We start from the raw sequence: 17561 nt of genomic DNA on the forward strand, positions 1-17561 counted from the left end.
GGCCCGGTGCCGCGGGCCTGCCGCCGTCGTCCGGGCCGTCGGCGCGGGCCGGTCGCCGGGGGGCTGCCAAGGTCTCGTACCGCCGGGTAGGGTGCGGGGCCATGGGCAGGGAGAGCGGTACCGAAACGGCCGTGACGAGGGGCGGCGACGGCGCCGGCGGCACGAGCGGCAGGCCGCCCGGCGGCCGGCTGGGGCAGCGGCTGTCGGGCCTGGTGGTCGCCCTGGGCACGGTGCTGTTCCTCGGCGGCTTCGGCTGGGCCGCCCTGGTCTACGTGCCGTTCACCGTGCCCACGCCGTCCATGCACCCCACCATCGCCGCCGGCGACCGGGTGCTCGCCGAACGGGTGGACGGCTCCGAGGTGCGACGCGGCGACGTCGTGGTCTTCGAGCAGGAGGAGTGGGCGGACGCCCCACTGATCAAGCGCGTGGTCGCGGTCGGCGGCGACACCGTCTCCTGCTGCGCCGGGGGCGGGCTCACCGTGAACGGCAAGCGGATCGACGAGCCGTACACCGGGGACGACCCGTTCGCGGCCATGGCCTCCTTCTCCGAGGTCACCGTTCCCGAAGGCCGGCTGTTCCTGCTGGGCGACGACCGCACCGGCTCCCTGGACTCCACCGCGCACCTCGCCGAGAAGGCCGCGGGCACCGTCTCCCGGAACGCGGTGAAGGGGCGCGTGGACGCCGTGGCGTGGCCGATGGACGGCATGCTGGAGCCCGCCACCGGCTTCCGGGCGGTCGGTGACGAACCCTCCGTGCCGGGTCCGCTGCGCACCCAGGTGACCCTGGCGGTGGCCGGGGCTCTGCTGATCTTCGCCGGAGCGGCCTACGGGCCCGTCGCGGGCCTACTGACCCGGCGGCGGGGAACAGCCCGGGCCGGTGGCTGAGGCGCCGACCGGGCGGGCCGTGCCGCGCTCCGTGGTGCGGGTCGTCGTGCTGGACCCCGACGACCGGATCCTGCTGCTGCGCGGCCACGGGGAGGGCGACCACTGGGCGATGCCCGGCGGGGGCGTCGAGCCCGGCGAGACGCCGGCCGGGGCCGCCCTGCGCGAGCTGGCCGAGGAGACCGGGATCACCGGCGTCGAGGCGGGCCCGCTGCTCTGGCGGCAGCGGGTGGTCTTCCGCCGGGCCGGTCGGCTGTGGGACAGCGACGAGTGGTACTGCCTGGTCAGGGGTGATCGGAGCGGGGCCGGCCGGATCGGGCCGGTCGTTCTGGAACGCCCGACTTTCGCCGAAGCGCGGTGGTGGACGTGTGGGGAACTCGGGCGGTCGCATGAGACGGTGTATCCCAGGGGACTCGCCGGGCTGCTGCGCAGGCTGCTCGACGAAGGTCCCCCCGCCGGGCCGGAGACCCTTGCGCCGGAAATCGCCTAGGGGCTCGTGGGACTGACGCACAATGGTGGGACCGCACGGCTGAAGGGGAACATGCCATGAGCGCCGAGGACCTCGAGAAGTACGAGACCGAGATGGAGCTGAAGCTCTACCGGGAGTACCGAGACGTCGTCGGACTGTTCACCTACGTGATCGAGACCGAACGCCGGTTCTATCTCACCAACGACTACGACATGCAGGTGCACTCCGTCCAGGGCGAGGTCTTCTTCGAGGTCACCATGGCCGACGCCTGGGTCTGGGACATGTACCGGCCGGCCCGCTTCGTCAAGAAGGTACGTGTCCTCACCTTCAAGGACGTGAACATCGAGGAGCTCAACAAGACGGATCTGGAGCTCCCGGGCGGCTGACCTGTGGACAACCGCCGAGCGCGGGCGCGAAGCCTCACCCGAAAGGGTGAGGCTTCTTTCGTGTCGCGGACGTTCCTCCACCAAGATCCACACGGTTCTCCGCACCGGCCCATCGTGGGCTCCGGAGGTGGTGCCGGATGGGCGCACGACGTACGGACGGACAGGCGGTCCGCGGGGTGGACCGGGGAGAGGAGCGGGGACCGGAGCCGGGGCGCAGCCGCCCGGATCCGGGACGAGGTTCCGAGCCGCGGCAGGGCCCGGGGCCGGGTCGAGATGGTGAGCCGGGGCGAGGCGGGGAGCGAGGCCGAGGGGCACCGTCCGAGCGGGACCGGCGCTCCGGGCCGGGCCAGGGTCCCGGGCCGGAGCGGACTCCCGGGCCGGGCGGCGGGCATGGGACGGGCAGGCGCGGGAGCGGCGCGACCGCCCGTGGTGGCGGGGCGCGCGGAGCGCTCGGAGCATGGGGTGAGGCACTGGCCGCGCGGCGTCTGACCGAGGCCGGGATGACGGTGCTGGACCGCAACTGGCGGGGTGGCCGCACGGGCGAGATCGACATCGTCGCGCGGGACGGCGACGCGGTGGTGGTGTGCGAGGTGAAGACCCGCCGTGCGCCGGTGGCCGGAGAGGCCGTCTTCGAGCATCCGATGGCGGCCGTGACACCCGCCAAGGCCGCCAGGTTGCGTGGTCTGGCCGAACGGTGGGTCCAGGAACACGGCGGAGCGCCACCGGGCGGGGTGCGCATCGACCTGGTCGGCGTGCTGCTGCCGCGCCGTGGCGCGCCCCTGGTCGAGCACGTGCGGGGGGTGGCCTGAGATGGGCTTCGCGCGCACCTGCTCGGTGGCGCTGGTCGGCGCCGAGGGCGTAATGGTCGAGGTGCAGGCCGACCTGGAACCGGGCGTCGCCGCGTTCACGCTGGTGGGCCTGCCCGACAAGAGCCTCAGCGAGAGCCGTGACCGGGTGCGGGCGGCGGTGGTCAACTCGGGGGCGGCCTGGCCGCAGAAGAAGCTCACCGTGGGCCTCAGCCCGGCCTCTGTGCCCAAGGGAGGCAGTGGGTTCGACCTGGCCGTCGCCTGTGCCGTGCTGGGCGCGGCGGAACTGATCGACCCCGGTGTGCTGGCCGAGCTCGTGATGATCGGCGAGCTGGGGCTGGACGGGCGGGTCCGGCCGGTGCGGGGGGTCCTGCCGGTGGTGCTGGCCGCCGCCGAGGCCGGATACCAGCAGGTGGTCGTCCCCGAGTGCGCGGCGACGGAGGCGGGTCTGGTGCCCGGTGTCTCGGTGCTGGGCGTCCGCAGCCTGCGGCAGCTGATCGCCGTGCTGACGGACGCGCCGGTGCCGGAGGAGGAGACGGCGGCGGAGGGCCGTCCGGACCCGATGCTGGCCGGTCTGCGGCTGCCCGGCGCCGCGGCGGCCGTGGGGGTGTCCGCCGGAGCCCCCTGCGAGCAGGAGTACGACCTGGCCGACGTCGCGGGAGGGCTGCGGGCGAGGGCCGCCCTGGAGGTGGCCGCCGCCGGAGGGCACCATCTGTTCCTCTCCGGGCCGCCGGGGACCGGCAAGACCATGCTGGCCGAGCGGCTGCCGACGCTGCTGCCGCCACTGGGGCGCCAGGAGTCCCTGGAGGTCACGGCCGTCCACTCGGTGGCCGGACTGCTGCCGCCGGGCCGGCCGCTGATCGACCGGCCGCCCTACTGCGCCCCGCACCACTCGGCCACCATGCAGGCTCTGGTGGGCGGCGGCAAGGGAACCGCGCGGCCCGGCGCCGTGTCGCTGGCCCATCGGGGAGTCCTCTTCCTCGACGAGGCGCCGGAATTCAGCAGGACGGCGCTGGACGCGCTTCGGCAGCCCCTGGAGTCCGGGCACGTGGTGATCGCGCGGAGCGAGGGAGTGGTGCGGTTTCCGGCCAAATGCCTGATGGTGCTGGCCGCGAACCCCTGCCCCTGCGGGCGGTTCTCCCGCCATGACGAGGCCTGTGAGTGCTCGCCCCACTCGGTGCGGCGCTACCAGGCGCGGATCTCCGGGCCCCTGCTGGACCGGGTCGACCTCCGGGTGGAGGTCGGGCCGGTCACCCGCTCGGAGCTGGCCGCGCGAGGAACCGGCGGGGAGTCCTCGGCGACCGTCGCCGCCCGCGTGCGGGCCGCGCGGGCCCGGGCCTCGGCCCGGCTGGCCGGGACGCCCTGGCGGACCAACTGCGAGGTTCCCGGCCGGGAACTACGGGGCCGCTGGCAGGCCGCTCCGGGCGCCATGGAGCGCGCGGAGCGTCTCCTGGAGCGCGGCACGCTCACCGCGCGGGGCCTGGACCGGGTGCTGCGGGTGGCCTGGACGGTGGCCGACCTGGTGGGCCACGACCGCCCCGACGCCCAGGACGTCGCCTTCGCGGTCGAACTGCGTACCGGGTGCCAGCTGGGCGCCGCCATGACGATCGGGGAGCTGGTGTGAACGGGGAGGCGGTGCCGCCGCCGCACCGCGGGAAGGCGGAGGCGGGGGCCGGCGAGCAACTCGCCCTCTGCGGGGCCGGGGCCGCGGCCGGGGCGGAGACCGGGATCGGGACGGGGACCGTTGCCGGGACCGGGACCGGGACCGAGGCCGGAGCCGGGACCGGGGCTGGGGCCGCGGCAGGGTTCGGAGCCGGGGCTGAGGCCGAGGCCGGGTCCCTGACTCCGCAGGTCCCGCCGACCGCCCGGGTGGAGGTGCCCGGACCGGAGGTGTCCAGACCGGAGGCGCCCGGACCGGAGGCGCCCGGGCCGGAGGAAAGGGTGGCGCGGGCCTGGCTCACCCGGGTGCTGGAGCCCGGTGACGAAGTGGGTGGACGCTGGGTACGGGAGCTCGGGCCCGCGGACCTGGTCCGGCGGCTGCGGGCGGGTGACCGGCCCCTCGCCGGGGTCAGGGCCGGACGCTGGGCCGGACTGTGCGCGCGGGCGGCCGCCGCCGACCCGGGGCGCGACCTCGCCGCCGCGGCGGAGAACGGGGCGAGATTCGTTGTGCCCGGCGAGCCCGAGTGGCCCAGCCAGCTCGACGACCTGGGCGACGCCCGGCCGATCGGCCTGTGGATCCGCGGACGGCCCAGTCTGCGGATGTGGGCGCTCCGGTCGGTCGCCGTGGTCGGCGCCCGCGCCTGCACCCCGTACGGCGCCCACGTCGCGGCCGGGCTGGCCGCCGAACTCGCGGAGCGGGGCTGGGTGGTGGTCTCCGGCGGGGCGTACGGGATCGACGGGGCCGCGCACCGGGGCGCGCTGGGGGCGGGTGGGGCCACCGTGGCCGTGCTGGCCTGCGGGGTGGACCGGCCCTACCCGCGCGGACACGCCAGGCTGTTCGGCAGGATCGCGGAACAGGGCCTCGTCATCGGGGAGTTGCCCCCGGGCGACCACCCCACGCCGTCCCGCTTCGTGCTCCGCAACCGGGTGATCGCCGCGCTCACCCGGGGCACGGTGGTCGTCGAGGCCGCGCGCCGCAGCGGATCGCTGTCCACGGCCCGGGCGGCGCGTCGGCTCGGCCGCTTCACCATGGGGGTCCCCGGCCCGGTCACCAGTGGGCTCTCCACCGGCGTGCACCAGCTGCTGCGGGAGGAGGCGGTACTGGTGACCGACGCCGCAGAGGTCGTCGAACTGGTGGGGGCGATGGGGGAGCTGAAGGAGACACCGGAAGGCCCGTTCCTGCCCCGTGACCTGCTGCGGGCCGACGTCCGCCGGGTCCTGGACGCGCTGCCCGCCCGGGGTGTCGCCCCGGTCGCGGAGATCGCCCGGGAGGCGGCCACCACGCCGGACGACGCGGTCGCCAGGCTCTATGAACTCCGCTCGCTCGGTCATGTCGAACGACACGGCGACGGATGGCAGTTGACACGCCATGCGGTGATGTCGGCGCGCGCCGGCGCCGGGCCGCCGTGAGGAGAGCGCTCGGCCGTCCGGGTGGTCCCCGACGCCCTTGCGGATACCCGGAGTTGGGCCTTCCGGGTGGTCACGCCGGGTGAGGGCCAGGGCTCCGGACGGCCGCCGGACGGGTGCCAGAGGAACGTATCTGCGGATAGATACCGGTTCGTCCTTCACGGACTGCGATGCTCCAGTCGCGCTACGCTCACGAGGATCCCCGGCGCTCAGGTGCGCCGGAGCGCGAGACCGGTACCACGGCAGAACGGCACAAGGCGACGAATGCCCCAGCACACCTCCGGGCCCGACCGGGCGGCGGCGGTCACCCCCGCGGCCCGGGGCAGCGTGCGGCCTCCCGCTCCCTCGACCGTCGACGAGCTGTGGCGGACCTACAAGGCGACCGGGGACGAGCGGCTGCGGGAACAGCTCATCCTGCACTACTCGCCCCTGGTCAAATACGTCGCCGGCCGGGTGAGCGTGGGGCTGCCGTCCAACGTCGAGCAGGCCGACTTCGTCTCCTCCGGTGTCTTCGGGCTGATCGACGCCATCGAGAAGTTCGACGTCGAGCGGGAGATCAAGTTCGAGACGTACGCGATCACCCGGATCCGGGGCGCGATGATCGACGAGCTGCGGGCCCTGGACTGGATCCCGCGCTCCGTGCGGCAGAAGGCGCGGAACGTGGAGCGCGCCTACGCCACGCTGGAGGCGCGCCTGAGGCGGACTCCGGCCGAGGCCGAGGTGGCCGGGGAGATGGGCATCACCGTCGAGGAACTGCACGCCGTCTTCAGCCAGCTCTCGCTCGCCAACGTGGTCGCCCTGGAGGAGGTCCTGCACGGGGGCGGCGAGGGCGGCGGCCGGATGAGCCTGATGGAGACCCTGGAGGACACCGCCGCCGACGACCCGGTCGAGGTGGCCGAGGACCGTGAGCTGCGGCGTCTGCTGGCGCGGGCCATCAACATGCTGCCGGACCGCGAGAAGACGGTGGTCACGCTGTACTACTACGAGGGCCTGACCCTCGCGGAGATCGGCAACGTGCTCGGGGTGACGGAGAGCCGGGTCAGCCAGATCCACACCAAGTCGGTGCTGCAGCTCAGGGCCAAGCTGGCGAGTTTCGGGCGCTGACGGTTCCCCCGGAGCGGGTGGGTGGGCGGCGCCTTCACCGCCGTCCCTCCGTAGAGTGGTGATGTGCCAAGGATTCGAGCGGCCTCGGTGGCCGAGCACAGGTCGATGCAGCGGGCCGCACTGCTGGACGCCGCGCGGTCCCTGCTGTCCGAGGGCGGTACGGAGGCGCTGACCTTCCCCGCGCTCGCCGAACGGACGGGGCTGGCGCGGTCGTCCGTCTACGAGTACTTCCGCTCCCGTGCGGCGGTGGTCGAGGAACTCTGCGAGGTCGACTTCCCCGTCTGGGCGGCCGAGGTCGAGGCCGCGATGGCGGCGGTGGAGGGCCCGGCCGGGAAGGTCGAGGCCTATGTGCGGCAGCAGCTCGCGCTGGTCGGGGACCGGCGGCACCGGGCGGTCGTGGCCATCTCCGCGGGGGAGCTGGACGAAGGGGCCCGGGAGAAGATCCGCGCCGCGCACGGTGGGCTGGTGACGATGCTGGGCGGCGCCCTGCGGGAACTGGGCCACCGGCAGCCGCGGCTCGCGGCGATGCTGCTGCAGGGGGTCGTGGACGCGGCGGTCCGGCGGATCGAGCTGGGAGCGGCGGAGGATCCGGAGGAGATCACCGCCGCGGCGGTGGACATGGCCCTGCGAGGCGTCCTGGGCGCGGACGCGGCCCCCGACGCCTGAGCCCTCGACCTCCCGGCCGCCGATACCTGCACCGCGACGCCTGATCCCTCGACGGTCGACCCCCGACGCCTGTGCCTGCGATGCCTGGGTTCCCCGGGTCCGAGCCCCGGTGCCTGTGCCGGCGTTGTCCGAGCTCCCGGGTTCGGGTCCCGATGCCTGCGCCTGTGATGCCTGGGTTCTCAGGTCCGAGCGCCCGTGCCTGTGCCTGCGTTGTCCGAGCTCCCGGGTTCGGGTCCCGATGCCTGCGCCTGCGATGCGTGGGTTCTCCAGGTCCGAGCCCGGGCGCAGGCGCCTGCGATGCGTGGGTTCTCAGAATCCGAGGCGCCGACGCCTGCGCCTCAACCGCCGCGCCCGCGACCCTCGGCCCCTCGATGCCTGCGCCGGCAGGGCGTTGGATTCTCAGAGCCTGCGTACTCGAGGCGTGAGTCTCCGACGCCCGCGCCGTGGACCGCCGTGGACCGCGCGCCGCGCCCTCCGCGCCGAGCCCCTGCGCTCGCGCGGCCTCGCGGCCACCGGGGTCAAGTCGGCCCTGCCAGGCCGAGGAGGGGCCCGGCAGGGCCGTGGCGCGGACCGCCCGCCGCGTACGTGAGGACCGCACCCGCCGTGTCCACTCCCGGCGCTCTCCGCTTCGCTCGAACAGGTGAGGTCCGCCCTCCTCCGGACCGGGCCCGGGGGCGGGCCCGCCCCCGTCGCCCAGCGGCACGACTGCCGGCGTCGGGTCGGCCGGCCGGCCGGTCGGTCGGCCGGTCGGTCGGCAGCCCTCAGGGCCATGCCTTCGGCAGCGGGAGGTCCGTGGGGACGGGGAGGAGGCGCGGTGGGTGAGGGGCGAGGAGCCAGGGAGGCAGGAGGCCGAGGGGGTCGAGGTAGGCCCTGCCGCGGCGCAGACCCCAGTGGAGGCACGTGGCATCGGGGCAGTGGGTGCCGGTGGTGAGGGCGCCGAGGGGTGCGCCGGCGGTGACCTCGTCGCCCTTGCGGACGGTGGACGCCACGGGCTGGAAGGTGGTCCGCAGCGGTGGATCCCCCGTGCCCGAGAGCTCCACGGAGACCACGCCCCGGCCCGCCACCCGCCCGGCGAAGGAGACCCGCCCCGCCGCCACCGAACGGACCTCCGCGCCGACGGCCGCCGCCAGGTCCACCCCGCGGTGCCCGGGCCCGTACGCCGACGCCGGTGGCTCCCATCCCCGCAGCACGGTGGGCCGCGCCCCCGTCGGCCACACCCGCGCGAGGTGCGGCACCTCCTCCGGCGCCACCGGGGGCGGGTCCTGCGAGCCGCCTGCCGCGGGCGACGCGGACAACCCCGGAGCCGGCGGATCCGCAGGGGGCGGATCGGGCGCGGCGGCCGCCCCCAGCACCGCCCCGGCCAGGGCGCACAAGGTCCATCCGGCTCGGCCGGCCTTCCGCGTTCGCTTTTCTCGCATGCCCGAACCGTGCCGCGAATCGGCCGGAAACCGGCCACGCCTGTGGACTACTCGCCGGTTGTGGACGGCGGCGTCACTCGGGGCCCCGGCGGTCCCGTACACTTTCTGAGGCGATCCGGGTCACCGGGTCGACTTCGCACGCCTCGATGAGGACCCCGGCGCGAGCCGGTGGTCCGGGTCGGCGCCCCTCGGTCCTTCATGGCTGGGCGTCGTACACGGGCGTCAGGCGCGGATGCCGTCCGGTGTCCGCGGCACAACCGAGAATCTCAAGGAGAACGGCCATGGCCGTCGTCACGATGCGGGAGCTGCTGGAGAGCGGCGTCCACTTCGGTCACCAGACCCGTCGCTGGAACCCGAAGATGAAGCGCTTCATCTTCACCGAGCGCAACGGCATCTACATCATCGACCTGCTCCAGTCGCTGTCGTACATCGACCGCGCCTACGAGTTCGTCAAGGAGACCGTCGCCCACGGCGGCACGGTCATGTTCGTCGGCACGAAGAAGCAGGCGCAGGAGGCCATCGCCGAGCAGGCGACCCGCGTCGGCATGCCTTACGTCAACCAGCGCTGGCTGGGCGGCATGCTCACCAACTTCTCGACCGTCTACAAGCGTCTGCAGCGCCTCAAGGAGCTCGAGCAGATCGACTTCGAGGACGTCGCCGCGTCCGGTCTGACCAAGAAGGAGCTCCTGGTCCTCTCCCGCGAGAAGGCCAAGCTGGAGAAGACCCTCGGCGGTATCCGCGAGATGCAGAAGGTGCCCAGCGCCGTCTGGATCGTGGACACCAAGAAGGAGCACATCGCGGTCGGCGAGGCCCGGAAGCTCAACATCCCGGTCGTCGCCATCCTCGACACCAACTGCGACCCCGACGAGGTCGACTACAAGATCCCGGGCAACGACGACGCGATCCGCTCCGTCACCCTGCTCACCCGCGTGATCGCCGACGCCGTGGCGGAGGGCCTGATGGCCCGCTCCGGCGCCGCCGAGAACAAGGGCGAGAAGGCCGCCGGTGAGCCGCTGGCCGAGTGGGAGCGCGACCTGCTCGAGGGCGACAAGAAGACCGACGTCGAGGCCGAGAAGCCGGCTGAGGCCGAGGCCGCCGCCGAGGCCCCGGCCGCCGAGGCCCCCGCGGCCGAGGAGGCGCCCGCCGCCGAGGCCGAGAAGCCCGCCGAGGGCGAGCAGGCCTGACGCCCGGTCCCCGGACCGCCAGGTCCGGGGCGGCGATGCCCGTACGGCTGATCGTGTGACCACACGGCGGGCGGCGCCCTCCGCGCCGCCCGCCGTGTCGGTGGATCCGCGATCCGTGATCCACGATTGGCCGTCCGGGCCCGTAGATCTTCCATTCGCACTCGTACTCCGAGAAGAGAAGCACAGACATGGCGAACTACACCGCCGCCGACGTCAAGAAGCTGCGTGAGCTCACCGGCGCCGGCATGATGGACTGCAAGAAGGCTCTGGACGAGGCCAGCGGCGACGTGGACGCGGCCGTCGAGGCGCTCCGCATCAAGGGCCAGAAGGGCGTCGCCAAGCGCGAGGGCCGTTCCGCCGAGAACGGTGCCGTCGTCGAGATCATCGCCGACGACAACTCCGCCGGCGTCATCGTCGAGCTGAAGTGCGAGACGGACTTCGTCGCCAAGGGCGAGAAGTTCCAGGCCGTGGCCAACGCCATCGCCGAGCACGTCGTGAAGACCTCCCCGGCCGACATCGACGCCCTGCTCGCCTCCGAGATCGAGGCCGGCAAGACCGTCCAGGCGTTCGTGGACGAGGCCAACGCGAACCTGGGCGAGAAGATCGTCCTGGACCGCTTCGCCCAGTTCAAGGACGGCTTCGTCCTGGCGTACATGCACCGCACCATGCCGGACCTGCCCCCGCAGATCGGTGTCCTCGTCGAGCTCGACAAGGAGAACGCCGACGTCGCGAAGGGTATCGCCCAGCACATCGCCGCGTTCGCGCCGCAGTGGCTCTCCAAGGAGGACGTGCCGGCCGACGTCGTCGAGAAGGAGCGTCGCATCGCCGAGGAGACCACCCGCGCCGAGGGCAAGCCCGAGGCCGCGATCGCCAAGATCGTCGAGGGTCGCGTCAACGGCTTCTTCAAGGACGCCACCCTGCTGGGCCAGCCGTACGCGCTGGACAACAAGAAGTCCGTCCAGAAGGTTCTGGACGAGGCCGGTGTCACCCTGAAGCGCTTCGCGCGCATCAAGGTCGGCCTCTGAGTCAGTACCGTGATCGGCGGATCCGACCGCTAAGGTCGGAAGCAGTCGTCCGGGTACGCCGCCGCGCACTCGCGCGCGGCGGGCGACAACAGATCTGACGAGGGAGGCCATTGCCGCATGGGATGCGAACCACAACCCACCGGCAATGGCCTTCTTCGTGTGTGTGCACTGCAAACGAAGTGAGACTCCCCATGACCACGAAGGCCGAGAAGAGCGACGACGGCAAAGAACGCGGCCGGTATCTGCTGAAGCTGTCCGGCGAGGCGTTCGCCGGCGGCGGCGGACTCGGCGTCGACCCGGACGTGGTGCATGCCATCGCGCGCGAGATCGCCGCCGTGGTCCGTGACGGAGCGGAGATCGCCGTCGTCATCGGCGGCGGCAACTTCTTCCGCGGCGCGGAGCTGCAGCAGCGCGGCATGGACCGCGCCCGATCCGACTACATGGGCATGCTCGGCACGGTGATGAACTGCCTCGCCCTCCAGGACTTCCTGGAGAAGGAGGGCATCGACTCGCGCGTGCAGACCGCCATCACGATGGGCCAGGTCGCCGAGCCCTACATCCCGCTGAGGGCCGTGCGCCACCTGGAGAAGGGCCGTGTGGTCATCTTCGGCGCCGGTATGGGCATGCCGTACTTCTCCACCGACACCACCGCCGCCCAGCGCGCCCTGGAGATCGACGCCGAGGCCCTGCTGATGGGCAAGAACGGCGTCGACGGGGTCTACGACTCCGACCCCCGCACCAACCCGTCCGCGGTCAAGTTCGACTCGCTGGGCTACGGCGAGGTCATCACCCGCGACCTCAAGGTCGCCGACATGACCGCGATCACGCTGTGCCGCGACAACGACCTGCCGATCCTCGTCTTCGAACTCCTGGCGGAGGGCAATATCGCCAGGGCCGTCAATGGTGAGAAGATCGGCACGCTCGTGGGCGACCCGGGCCGCCGGGACTGACCGGTGTACCAGCCCACCCGGCCGACGCCGGGTGGGCGCCCCGTGCCCCGGTCCGGACGTGACCTGGCCGGGGGATGGACAATGTCCTGCCGGTCCGGAACCGTGCAGGCAGAAGACGCGACGCAACCGTCCGCCGGCGCGCACAGGAGCGGCGGACGGGCCTACTTCAAGACACGCAGGAGCAAGTGGTGATCGAAGAGACCCTCCTCGAGGCCGAGGAGAAGATGGAGAAGGCCGTCGTGGTCGCCAAGGAGGACTTCGCCGCGATCCGCACCGGTCGTGCGCACCCGGCGATGTTCAACAAGATCGTGGCCGACTACTACGGCGCGCTGACGCCGATCAACCAGCTGGCCTCGTTCTCCGTGCCGGAGCCGCGCATGGCCGTGGTGACCCCGTTCGACAAGACCGCCCTGCGCAACATCGAGCAGGCGATCCGGGACTCCGACCTCGGCGTGAACCCGAGCAACGACGGCAACATCATCCGCGTGACGTTCCCCGAGCTCACCGAGGAGCGCCGCCGCGACTACATCAAGGTCGCCAAGACCAAGGGCGAGGACGCCAAGGTCTCGATCCGTTCCGTGCGCCGCAAGGCCAAGGACGCCATCGACAAGCTGGTGAAGGACGGCGAGGTCGGCGAGGACGAGGGCCGTCGCGCCGAGAAGGAACTCGACGACACCACCGCCAAGTACGTCGCCCAGGTGGACGAGCTGCTCAAGCACAAGGAAGCGGAGCTGCTCGAAGTCTGATGAACGACTCTTCCTGGGGGGCGCCGCCGCAGGCAGGACACGGGTGGCCGTCCGAGCACGAGCAGAGGTATGGAACGCCCGGCGGCCCCGTCCAGGGAGCTGTTCCGACGGGTCCGGCGTACGATGCGCATGCGGCACTCGCGCCGCGTGACGCGTATGCGACGCCGGTGGCGCAGGATGCCTACGGAGATGTCCGCGGGCCGTCCGGGGCGCCCGGCGCGGCCGGGTTCTCCGGGGCGCCCGGGCCGCACGGTGACCACGGGCAGCCCTACGGCGTGTCCGTGCAGGAGGGCGCCGCGTCCGCGCTGCACGGGTCCGTGCGGCATGTGCCCGTGCAGCACGGGGCACCTGTGCAGCACGGTGCATTCGTGCCGCAGGGTGACGCCGTCCAGCACACCCGCCCGATGCCCGTCGTCAGCGAGAAGCCGCAGGAGCCCATGTCCGACGCCTCCCAGCCCTCCCCGGCCCCTCGCGGGCCGGAGGAACCGCGGCAGCGCAAGAAGAAGAGCGCGGGACGCGACCTGGGCGCCGCGATAGGCGTCGGCGTCGGTCTCGGCGTGCTTGTCCTGGTCGCGCTGTTCGTGGTGAAGGCCGTGTTCGTCGGCGTCGTCGTGGCGGCCGTGGGCGTCGGCCTGTGGGAACTCACCTCCCGGCTCGCCGAACGCAAGGGCATCAAGGCGCCGCTGGTGCCCCTGGTCGTCGGCGGTGCGGCGATGGTGATCGCCGGCTACGCGGCGGGTCCGCAGGGAGCCTGGCTGGCGACCGCGTTCACCGCCCTCGCGGTGATGGTGTGGCGGATGACCTCGCCCCCGCAGGACTACCTGCGGGACGTGACCGCCGGCCTGTTCGCCACCTTCTACGTGCCGTTCCTGGCGACGTTCGTCACCCTGATGCTGGCCGCGGACGACGGCCCGGAGCGGGTGCTGACCTTCGTCCTGCTGACGATCGTCAGCGACACCGGCGCCTACGCCGTCGGATGGCGGTTCGGTACCCACAAGCTGGCGCCCCGCATCAGCCCCGGCAAGACCCGGGAGGGCCTGCTGGGCGCCATGGGCTTCTCCATGGTCGCGGGCGTCCTGTGCATGACGCTGCTGGTGGACGGCGGCGCCTGGTGGCAGGGCCTGCTGATGGGCCTCGCCGTCGCGGTCAGCGCCACGCTGGGCGACCTCGGCGAGTCGATGATCAAGCGGGACCTGGGCATCAAGGACATGGGCGCGCTGCTGCCGGGTCACGGCGGGATCATGGACCGCCTGGACTCCCTGCTCCCCACGGCCCCCGTGGTGTGGCTCCTGCTGGAGATCTTCGTCGGCTGACCCCCGCTCGACGCCGTCATACCGAAGCCCCGCTCCTCCGCCCCTCAGGCACGGACGAGCGGGGCTTCGGCGCTTCTCCTGGTCATGCTATTTCCGCGTCATGGCAACAGGGGGAACAGGGGCAACAGGGGAGGCAGGGGCGACGGCGGAGCCGGGAAGGCTGGGGGGCGGACGGCCGGTACCACGGCGAGCTGCCCTGCCAGTGGTGCGGAGCGCTGCTCGACCAGGAGGGCCGCCGCCGGGTACGCCGGTACTGCCGCTGGACCCACCGGTGGAAGCGGTACGGCGCCGCCGTCACGTCGGTGGTGCTGGGGCTGTTCTGAACTCCCGAGGCCCTCGTGGCCCCGGGGCCCCCTCGGAGGGCGAGACCTGCGTCACCATGGCCGACCCACACGGACCGGCGGGCCACCGTTTTCGATCTGCCACACTGGTAACGCCATGCCTAAGCCCGGAGAACTGGCAGCAGGCGGGCAGCAACAAGCCCCCTACCAGCGCGTTTGGCGCGGACAGGGGGCCTGGTTCAGCTCACTGGGCCGTCTCTGGGCCGTCAGGCTCACGCGGGGCCGGCAGAAGCACCCGATCCACGGCCTTCCTCGTGCGCTCCTGGCTGGACGGCATGAGGTGTGCGTACACGCGCAGAGTCAGCCCAGGGTCGGCGTGCCCCAGGTACTCGCTCACGGCCTTTACGCTCTCGCCGGCGTCCAGGAGCAGCGAGGCGTAGAAGTGCCTCAGCGCGTGCATCCCGTGCTCGCGAGCAGACTGGTGCCTACCGTCCTCCCCGGCTTCCGCTATCAGTCCGGCCGATGCGAGGGCGGGCTTCCACTCCTGGATGTTGAAGTTGCTCCGCCAGACGAGCCCGCCCGCGGTGTTCGTGAACAGGAGTCGGGCGGATACCTTCGGGCCGTCCGGCTTGCGCCACGGCAAGGTGATCTCCACCGGCTTGAAGGCGTCCATGTGAGCCCGCAGAGCCTCGGCCACCGTCGGCGGCAACGGGACGTCCCGCTCCTTGTTGCACTTCGGCGGAGCGAACACGGCCTTGCCCCGGATCAGCTTCACCTGCCGGACCACACGGAGGAGGCCGCCGTCGAAGTCGAGGGCATCCTCCGCAAGCCCCACAATCTCCCCCTGACGAAGCCCGCACCCGGCACCCACGTCCACCATGGGCCGGTAGCGCTGGGGGAGCGCTGCACGGACCGCCCGAACCTGGGCGGGCAGCCACGGCACGACACGGCGTTGCTCGGCGGCCGGCGGGCGGACGGACTTCGCGGAGCACGGGTTCCGGGGCAACAGCCCGTCGTCGACAGCCGCACTGAGGACGGCCCGTACGTCGCCGTAGATGTTCCGCGCGTAGCCGCCACTCACGGCCGGGTCGTTCTCCAGCTCGCTCACCAGGCCCCGGATGTGCTCCGGGCGGAACGAGTCCAGCGGCCGGGAGCCGATCAGCCGGAACGCGTGCAGGCGCAACCGCTGCTCCATCACGACCTGACTTGCCGGGTCGATGCCGTGCGTCGTGAGCCACTTCTCGGCGTAGCCCTTGAAGGTGATCCGAGCCGCACGCGGGTCGATGTACCGGCCGCGGGTCATGTCCGAGGCGATGTCGGTCAGCCACTGCTCGGCGAGGCGCTTTTGTCGGTCCGGGAAGCTCTTGGACTTCTCCGTGCCGTCGGGGCCCACGTACCGGGCGCGGTAGCGCAGGCCGGAGCCGTGCCGGTCGGTCTTGACCCTGACGGTCTTGCCGTCCGGGCCGGTCTCGGTCCGGTACCAGCGGTCTTGTACGTGCCCGGCCATCAGGCGGCCTCCCCGAGCTGGGAGTCGACCCAGGCCCGCACGTCGGTCGGGTCGAAGCGGAGGTGCCGGCCGACGCGGAAGCCGCGGGGACCGGTGCGCTTGCGGCGCCACTGGTAGACCGTCTCGACGCTGGGCAGCTCGAACATCTCGACCAGGTCCTCGGGGGTCAGGAACCGGTTCGGCAGCTCTGAGGCCATGGTCAGATCTCCCTTTCGTCGGCGAGCTGGTCGCGTAGTGCTTCGCGGGCGGTTTCGCGGTTGAGCTGGAGGCCGCGGGCGATGGTGGCGGCAAGGACGGATTCACCGGGGGTGTGGCCGTGTCCGGCGTACTGCCAGTCGGCGAGGACTAGGACGGTGTCCGGCTCGGCGTCCTCGAGGCCGAGGGCGGCGTGCTCCTGGGCGGCGCGGTAGTCGGCGCGCGCCTGGCGCAGGATGCCGAGGGTGGTGGAGTAGCGGCGGGACTTGGTGGAGAAGTGGCCGCGGAAGCCGAGCATGTGCGCCCAGGCCCACAGCCGCCGCTCCGGATAGAGCGGGTCGAGTGTCTTGCAGGCTTCGATCAGGCGGCGGGTGTGGTCGGGCACGGCGTGCCGGTCGAGTTCGGAGAGCTCCCCGATGCGGCGGTCGAGGGTACCGGTGTTCTCGGCAGCCTTGGTGGCGTACTTGGCGACGTAGGAGGCGACGGCCTGTTCGGTGATGTCCGAGCCGTCGCCGAACGCCTTGACCGGTCGGACGTCGAGCTGGGTGCCCCAGCGGAAGGTCCGGGCCGGTTGGTCGGCGGCGGCCGGGACGGAGACCGAGGTGTAGGAGTGTGCGGCAGCGGCCCTGATCGCGTCGGCGAGCAGCTGCACGGTTGCCCAAGACGGCGGTGGGGTGTCCGGGCCGTCGGGTCCGTCGAGGCGGATCACGGCGTGGAAATGGAGGGCGCCGCGCTTTTGGAACTCGGCGACCTTGCCGTAGGACAGCCGGGCGCGTTCTTTCAGCTCGCGTTGGGTGAGGCCGGCGCGGGCGGCGATCTCGCGGCGGAGCCGGTTGGTGAAGCGCTGCCAGAGTTGCCCGGCGTGGTTGTTGAACAGCACCGCGCCCGCGTAGTCGTACGTTGTCGGGTCGAGGGCGGTGCCCAGGACGGGATCGTCCTCCTGGTGGTGGGTGCCGCAACGGCAGACGCCGCGGTCGGGCCGGTTGTGCACCGGGCCGAACGAGGGTGCGGTGAGGGTGGCGAAGACGCGGGGGTGGTCGCGGACGGTGGCAGGGATGTCGCGGCGGTCGTCACCGGCGAGCCCGGCGCGGATGAGGTGGTAGGTGTCGCCCGCGTAGGTCCAGGCACAGGACGGGCAGCGGGAGGCGCGGCGGTTGCCGCAGGCCAGACGGAGCCGTCCGCCCGGCTCACTCTTGGTGGAGTAGTGGTGCAGGGTCTCGCCGCTGGTCTTGTCCTTGTGGAGCACCCAGCCGGTCAGGTGGATCGGGTCGGCGCAGCCGCCGGTGCGGCGGATCTGTTCTTCCCAGCGGTGGTAGTCGGACGCCGAAGCCACCCTCAGCAGGTCGCCGAGGGTGGTCGGGTCGAGCAGCGTCTCAGGCACGAATGCCCTCCTGGACGCGGCGGGCGGGAACGGTGCCGGCGCCGCGGCAGGCCGGGCAGTCGACGGTGATGATGCGCAGGTGACCGTTTGCGTCACGGCCGCCGATGGTGACGGCGGCGGAGGCGATGCCGTCGCAGGCCGGGCAGATCCTCGGCGCGGGCGGGGTGTGCTGGGCCATGATGG

The 17561-nt window shown here is 72.6% G+C and carries 17 protein-coding genes and 1 pseudogene; 13 read left to right on the forward strand and 5 right to left on the reverse strand.

Features of this window, described 5'->3' with window-relative positions:
- Positions 1–101: 101 nt before the first annotated feature.
- The 8 genes and pseudogenes from lepB to GBN72_RS31990 all read left to right on the forward strand — a co-directional run bounded on the left by lepB (position 102) and on the right by GBN72_RS31990 (position 7378).
- Positions 102–884: a signal peptidase I gene (gene lepB, locus GBN72_RS31955; protein ID WP_151775474.1), complete on the forward strand. Its 783-nt coding sequence runs from the start codon at positions 102–104 to the stop codon at positions 882–884.
- A complete protein-coding gene (locus GBN72_RS31960; RefSeq protein ID WP_151775475.1) occupies positions 877–1371 on the forward strand; it encodes an NUDIX hydrolase in 495 nt (164 codons plus the stop codon). Before lepB ends, GBN72_RS31960 begins: the two co-directional genes overlap by 8 nt.
- 56 nt (positions 1372–1427) lie before the next feature.
- A complete protein-coding gene (locus GBN72_RS31965) occupies positions 1428–1736 on the forward strand; it encodes a DUF2469 domain-containing protein (RefSeq protein ID WP_108954178.1) in 309 nt (102 codons plus the stop codon).
- A 428-nt stretch (positions 1737–2164) separates the two neighbouring features.
- A pseudogene (locus GBN72_RS31970) lies at positions 2165–2545 on the forward strand (YraN family protein); the annotation flags it as partial.
- A 1-nt stretch (position 2546) separates the two neighbouring features.
- Positions 2547–4166 (forward strand): YifB family Mg chelatase-like AAA ATPase, encoded by a 1620-nt coding sequence (locus tag GBN72_RS31975; protein WP_151775476.1) that lies wholly within the window; start codon positions 2547–2549, stop codon positions 4164–4166.
- Positions 4167–4432: 266 nt separating this feature from the next.
- Entirely contained in the window at positions 4433–5611 is a 1179-nt protein-coding gene (gene dprA, locus GBN72_RS31980) for a DNA-processing protein DprA (RefSeq protein WP_246213034.1), read from the forward strand.
- 261 nt (positions 5612–5872) lie between these two features.
- On the forward strand, positions 5873–6712 hold the full coding sequence (whiG, locus tag GBN72_RS31985) for an RNA polymerase sigma factor WhiG (RefSeq protein ID WP_151775477.1): 840 nt from the start codon (positions 5873–5875) through the stop codon (positions 6710–6712).
- An 87-nt stretch (positions 6713–6799) separates the two neighbouring features.
- Positions 6800–7378, forward strand: coding sequence for a TetR/AcrR family transcriptional regulator (locus tag GBN72_RS31990; protein ID WP_151775478.1), 579 nt, complete (start codon positions 6800–6802; stop codon positions 7376–7378).
- 761 nt (positions 7379–8139) lie between these two features.
- Here GBN72_RS31990 and GBN72_RS31995 read toward each other — a convergent pair.
- The gene (locus tag GBN72_RS31995; RefSeq protein ID WP_151775479.1) at positions 8140–8796 is read right to left on the reverse strand and encodes a M23 family metallopeptidase; all 657 of its coding nucleotides are present in this window, start codon (positions 8794–8796) and stop codon (positions 8140–8142) included.
- A gap of 281 nt (positions 8797–9077) precedes the next feature.
- Between GBN72_RS31995 and rpsB the strand changes: the two genes are divergently transcribed.
- From rpsB to GBN72_RS32020, 5 genes are all read left to right on the forward strand, one after another.
- Complete coding sequence (gene rpsB, locus GBN72_RS32000; RefSeq protein ID WP_151775480.1) at positions 9078–9980, forward strand: 30S ribosomal protein S2; 903 nt, start codon at positions 9078–9080, stop codon at positions 9978–9980.
- 188 nt (positions 9981–10168) lie between these two features.
- Complete coding sequence (gene tsf, locus GBN72_RS32005) at positions 10169–11005, forward strand: translation elongation factor Ts (RefSeq protein ID WP_151775481.1); 837 nt, start codon at positions 10169–10171, stop codon at positions 11003–11005.
- Positions 11006–11196: 191 nt separating this feature from the next.
- Positions 11197–11955, forward strand: coding sequence for a UMP kinase (pyrH, locus tag GBN72_RS32010; protein ID WP_151775482.1), 759 nt, complete (start codon positions 11197–11199; stop codon positions 11953–11955).
- Between the two features lie 188 nt (positions 11956–12143).
- Positions 12144–12701, forward strand: a complete 558-nt coding sequence (gene frr / locus GBN72_RS32015; RefSeq protein ID WP_151775483.1) for a ribosome recycling factor — start codon at positions 12144–12146, stop codon at positions 12699–12701.
- Positions 12701–14014, forward strand: coding sequence for a phosphatidate cytidylyltransferase (locus tag GBN72_RS32020; RefSeq protein WP_151775484.1), 1314 nt, complete (start codon positions 12701–12703; stop codon positions 14012–14014). Before frr ends, GBN72_RS32020 begins: the two co-directional genes overlap by 1 nt.
- Positions 14015–14539: 525 nt before the next feature.
- Here the strand turns inward: GBN72_RS32020 and GBN72_RS32025 are convergent.
- Genes GBN72_RS32025 through GBN72_RS32040 form a run of 4 tightly spaced genes read right to left on the reverse strand, consistent with a single transcriptional unit; the run spans position 14540 to position 17556 of the window.
- Entirely contained in the window at positions 14540–15802 is a 1263-nt protein-coding gene (locus GBN72_RS32025; protein ID WP_151775485.1) for a tyrosine-type recombinase/integrase, read from the reverse strand.
- Entirely contained in the window at positions 15802–15999 is a 198-nt protein-coding gene (locus tag GBN72_RS32030; protein WP_055573517.1) for a helix-turn-helix transcriptional regulator, read from the reverse strand. Before GBN72_RS32030 ends, GBN72_RS32025 begins: the two co-directional genes overlap by 1 nt.
- Before the next feature lie 2 nt (positions 16000–16001).
- A complete protein-coding gene (gene repSA, locus GBN72_RS32035) occupies positions 16002–17378 on the reverse strand; it encodes a replication initiator protein RepSA (protein WP_151775486.1) in 1377 nt (458 codons plus the stop codon).
- Positions 17371–17556 (reverse strand): hypothetical protein, encoded by a 186-nt coding sequence (locus GBN72_RS32040; protein WP_151775487.1) that lies wholly within the window; start codon positions 17554–17556, stop codon positions 17371–17373. The genes repSA and GBN72_RS32040 overlap by 8 nt, the downstream gene beginning before the upstream one ends.
- Between the last annotated feature and the right edge of the window lie 5 nt (positions 17557–17561).

Origin of the sequence: Streptomyces abyssomicinicus (assembly GCF_008974245.1) — a bacterium.
GTDB classification, from domain to species: domain Bacteria; phylum Actinomycetota; class Actinomycetes; order Streptomycetales; family Streptomycetaceae; genus Streptomyces; species Streptomyces abyssomicinicus.

Coding starts and splice junctions, on each gene's coding strand:
- rpsB (WP_151775480.1), top strand. CDS start 9,078: ATGGCCGTCGTCACGATGCGGGAGCTGCTGGAGAGCGGCGTCCACTTC.
- lepB (WP_151775474.1), top strand. CDS start 102: ATGGGCAGGGAGAGCGGTACCGAAACGGCCGTGACGAGGGGCGGCGAC.
- tsf (WP_151775481.1), top strand. CDS start 10,169: ATGGCGAACTACACCGCCGCCGACGTCAAGAAGCTGCGTGAGCTCACC.
- GBN72_RS31995 (WP_151775479.1), bottom strand. CDS start 8,796: ATGCGAGAAAAGCGAACGCGGAAGGCCGGCCGAGCCGGATGGACCTTG.
- GBN72_RS31965 (WP_108954178.1), top strand. CDS start 1,428: ATGAGCGCCGAGGACCTCGAGAAGTACGAGACCGAGATGGAGCTGAAG.
- GBN72_RS32030 (WP_055573517.1), bottom strand. CDS start 15,999: ATGGCCTCAGAGCTGCCGAACCGGTTCCTGACCCCCGAGGACCTGGTC.
- GBN72_RS32040 (WP_151775487.1), bottom strand. CDS start 17,556: ATGGCCCAGCACACCCCGCCCGCGCCGAGGATCTGCCCGGCCTGCGAC.
- GBN72_RS31975 (WP_151775476.1), top strand. CDS start 2,547: ATGGGCTTCGCGCGCACCTGCTCGGTGGCGCTGGTCGGCGCCGAGGGC.
- whiG (WP_151775477.1), top strand. CDS start 5,873: ATGCCCCAGCACACCTCCGGGCCCGACCGGGCGGCGGCGGTCACCCCC.
- pyrH (WP_151775482.1), top strand. CDS start 11,197: ATGACCACGAAGGCCGAGAAGAGCGACGACGGCAAAGAACGCGGCCGG.
- GBN72_RS32020 (WP_151775484.1), top strand. CDS start 12,701: ATGAACGACTCTTCCTGGGGGGCGCCGCCGCAGGCAGGACACGGGTGG.
- GBN72_RS32025 (WP_151775485.1), bottom strand. CDS start 15,802: ATGGCCGGGCACGTACAAGACCGCTGGTACCGGACCGAGACCGGCCCG.